General features: G+C 41.9%; 4 protein-coding genes. 1 reads left to right on the top strand and 3 read right to left on the bottom strand.

Annotation, left to right across the window (positions count from 1 at the left end; all coding sequences use genetic code 11):
• Together IQ229_RS18110 and IQ229_RS18105 are read right to left on the bottom strand one after the other, a co-directional pair.
• The coding region (locus tag IQ229_RS18110; protein ID WP_194046092.1) for an AAA family ATPase at positions 1-592 on the bottom strand (592 nt) is incomplete at its 3' end.
• A 116-nt stretch (positions 593-708) separates the two neighbouring features.
• The gene (locus IQ229_RS18105; RefSeq protein ID WP_194046091.1) at positions 709-1,803 is read right to left on the bottom strand and encodes a DUF4350 domain-containing protein; all 1,095 of its coding nucleotides are present in this window, start codon (positions 1,801-1,803) and stop codon (positions 709-711) included.
• Positions 1,804-2,142: 339 nt separating this feature from the next.
• Here IQ229_RS18105 and IQ229_RS18100 point away from each other — a divergent pair, with 339 nt between their 5' ends.
• On the top strand, positions 2,143-2,820 hold the full coding sequence (locus IQ229_RS18100) for a class I SAM-dependent methyltransferase (RefSeq protein WP_194046089.1): 678 nt from the start codon (positions 2,143-2,145) through the stop codon (positions 2,818-2,820).
• A 256-nt stretch (positions 2,821-3,076) separates the two neighbouring features.
• Here the strand turns inward: IQ229_RS18100 and IQ229_RS18095 are convergent, their stop codons facing one another.
• Positions 3,077-3,277, bottom strand: a complete 201-nt coding sequence (locus IQ229_RS18095; protein ID WP_194046094.1) for a hypothetical protein — start codon at positions 3,275-3,277, stop codon at positions 3,077-3,079.
• Positions 3,278-3,628 lie beyond the last annotated feature (351 nt).

Below are 3,628 nucleotides of genomic sequence, written 5' to 3'. Positions count from 1 at the left end.
TATCTAAACGTCGTGCTGCAAAACCCGCCTGACGATTAAGTAACATTTGCTTTTCAGCAGCTTGATCGGGGTAATCTACTACCAGCTTAAATAAAAATCTGTCTAACTGGGCTTCTGGTAAAGGATAAGTACCCTCAAATTCCAGGGGGTTTTGCGTCGCAATTACCCAAAATAAATCTGGTAAAGGCAAACTTTCACCATCCAGTGTTACCTGCATCTCTTCCATTGCTTCTAGCAGCGCCGCTTGTGTCTTGGGCGGAGTACGGTTGATTTCGTCTGCTAGCAATACTTCAGTAAATATTGGCCCTTTTTTCAAAGTGAAATTGCGGCTATTCAAGTCAAAAATATTTGTACCAGTAATATCTGAAGGTAAAACATCTGGTGTTAATTGAATCCGGCGAAAATCCCCTTGAATTAACTGCGACAACACTTTTACGAGTAGGGTTTTCCCAGTTCCCGGTACTCCTTCTAAAATTACGTGCCCACCCGCTAGCAGCGCTACTAAGAGTTGCTGTATTAAGCTAGATTGTCCGACAATTACTTGATTAAGACCTTGACCAAGACGAATTAAGATAGGATGGGTTTCGCTCATATTTTTATTTATAAATCATTTACTTATAAGTACTCAGGCACAGAGATATTATGCACAATTCCAAAAAATTAATTACGAATTACGTTAGCGCAGCGGTAGCGAGTCCGCGAGCGTCATTACGAATTACGAATTTCCCTAATACTTCGCCATTTCCCCAACCAGCTTAACAGGTCTCGTTCACTGATGGGTTGTTTGCGAGATTGTAGCTTTAAAACTGCATCTAGTTCTGCTGCACTTGCGCCTGTTTTTTCCATCCAGAAATCGATCAAGGCTTGACGTTCTAAAAGTACTTGCCCTAATCCCAAGGCTTTTTGGAGTTGTAGTTGTTCTTGTTTACCAACCATTTCAACAACAAAGCCAGTGGTATCAGCTTTCTGCAACACCCCGGCTAAAGCTTGGATGTATGCTTCGCTATTATTTACAACTGGTGTATCTAAAGCTACTGGCTTGCCAAAGCGGCAATTCTGCGCCCAAACTAGCACTAATAGTAGGATACCTGCCTGTATCAAGATTGGAAGTAAAGGAGTTTTGGCAAAAAAGCTAGATAAATCTCCTTCGTTTTCTTTCTTTCTGACATCGGCATCTTTATAGCCGTGGATGTATTCATCCACAAAGACTGTGTTACTTTTTTCAGTAACCAAACTAGCTAAATACTTGAAATTACTTAAATAATCTTGGTAGGCGTTGGCGGCTAAATAAGGAGTGGTAGAAAAAATCACCTTTCCTTTTTTGTGATTTTCTTTCCAGACAACAGCACCAAAGCGATCGCCTAAATTAACTTGCTGGGAGTTAGCTTTTTTATATCGTCTACGTGTATCAATTTTAATATTACCTTCAGGAGATTTTTGCATAGTGCTAAACTCCGCTTCTGTAACCCGCGCCTTCGCACCCAAAATTACCAAAGTATTCCCTTTTTCTACCCATTCCCGCTCTTGACTATCCAGTGTGGTTTCCCTGGGATAGCCGCCTACCTGTAGCAAGGTAACTGGGCTGTTCTCTGGCTGAATATCACTAAAAGGCTTTTGCCAGCGCTTAATAGAAATTCCCTGTTGTTGCATAAAAGCATACCAAGCACCATAGCCATCAGAGTTGCGGTTGTAGGTAGAGCCAGTGTTAATTTTAGTATTATTGGGAGCCGCGAACAAACTAAGTAAAACGATCGCAGCGAGTGCGATCGCTCCCATCCAAGCAAGGCGATTTGGACGTTTCATTTTCGACTTTCATAGTCTTTGAATATCACTGTTAATACTTACTTATTTTTCAGGTAAAGTCAAAATATACTTTTTTTATTTTCTTGCAGCGATCGCCTGTTTGATGAATGCTTCTAAATTTTGGGTAGCAGTGGCATTGTCAAACAGAACCTTGCTTGAGAGTTTTAGGGCTTCACAAACTGAGTATCGCCAATCAAGAGAAGCTAAAGAATTACTGTAATCCTTTATAGGTATGAGTTACAACTGTGATTCTTGGAAATAGTGGAAATCCTGCATCTGGCTGCATTATCGCTTATGTTTTAAAGAAGAAGATTGTTCGTGCTATTTGAGCGGCGTTATATGGACGAGAATGAAAAACGAATCCTTGATTCATGGCAGATGAATGCTAAATTATGGACACAAGCAATTCGTAATAAACAAATTGAAAGCCGTGCGATCGCCACAGATGCCGCTATAGTTAAAGCGATAACCCAACTTAATCCAAGAACATTCTTAGATATTGGATGCGGTGAGGGATGGTTGTCTCGACAGCTTTTTTCTTTAGGAATTGATGGCTGGGGTGTTGATTTTTGCGCCGATCTCGTTGAGACAGCAAAGGATAGTGGTGATTCTCGCTTTGTTGTCTGTTCGTACTCGGATCTTGCATCACAAAGATTTAGCACCATTAACTATTTCTCTTGCTTGATCTGCAACTTTTCAATTTTAGGCGAATGCGCTCTTGATGAGATCGCTAAGGCAGGTCATAGCCTGTTAGAGGACAAAGGCAAAATAATCATTCAAACACTTCATCCGATAATTGCTTGCGGTGACTCTACATACTCCAATGGGTGGCGCGAAACTTCATGGCAACCAAATGCAGATCGACCATTCTACCTTACTCTTTGGTATTTTAGAACCCTGGAATCATGGATCGACGAATTCCATGCTTTGAATTACCGATTGCTAAATTTATATGAGCCATCCGATCCCAAGACAAATAAACCGATTTCCATTATTTTTGTCTTTGAACGAGAGTAATATCATGTTCGTATAATTAGTTATGATTTCCACATTCATTGCACCCCATACGCCAGTCGCTCATGGGGGAAACCCCCTTCTCTACGAGACGCTCCGCGAAGGCGCTGGCTCCCCTTAATCCCCTCCCCACTTGCGGCTACGGTGTACACACAAGTCGAAAAAAGCTTGATTTTCCATTGTTTTCTCGTTGATCTCGTTCCCCTGCTCTGCATGGGAATGCCTGATTTAGAGGCTCTGCTTCCAGTCAGATATTGAGTCAGAGACTCAATGAATGCATTCCCAGTCGGAGACTGGGAACGAGGAAAGTCAAGGTTTTTAGGACTTGTGTGTACACCGTAGCCACTAGAGTCAACCAAGCTTGAGGTTTGACAACTTGTATTGCTTGATCCAGTTGTTCTGGCGAAGATAAGCGCTCTAGGGCTTCTTGGCGGAAGATGTGGCTGTGTTTGAGTTGCATTGTTCTCCTTCTTGCTGATGGCACTCAGAGCCTCAAGTCTTCTAGACCTTTAAGATTAAAGTGCGATCGGGGAGAACTAGGGGAGAAAGAAGGGAAGCGATCGCTTTTACTGCCTCAGTTAGGGAGTATCCCAATTTTTTGCATATCATTGCGTTCGCCTCTGGTGTTCCCGTTGGCACAGCCTCTCGCAGAGAAGGATACGAAACGATTTTGGGGTTGGGTTTTGTTCTTCAATCCAACAAATGCCTACATTAATCAAAGTCTTTAAATAGGATTGCTGTATCCTGCCATAGCTTTTTTATCTACCCTATTTATGCTAAAAAGCCAATACCCTAAACGAAGTATTTATTT

The organism is Nostoc cf. edaphicum LEGE 07299, assembly GCF_015207245.1.
Taxonomy (GTDB): Bacteria; Cyanobacteriota; Cyanobacteriia; order Cyanobacteriales; family Nostocaceae; genus Nostoc; species Nostoc edaphicum_B.
The sequence above is the reverse complement of the archived record's forward strand: the minus strand, read 5'-3'. Positions and strand labels throughout refer to the sequence as shown.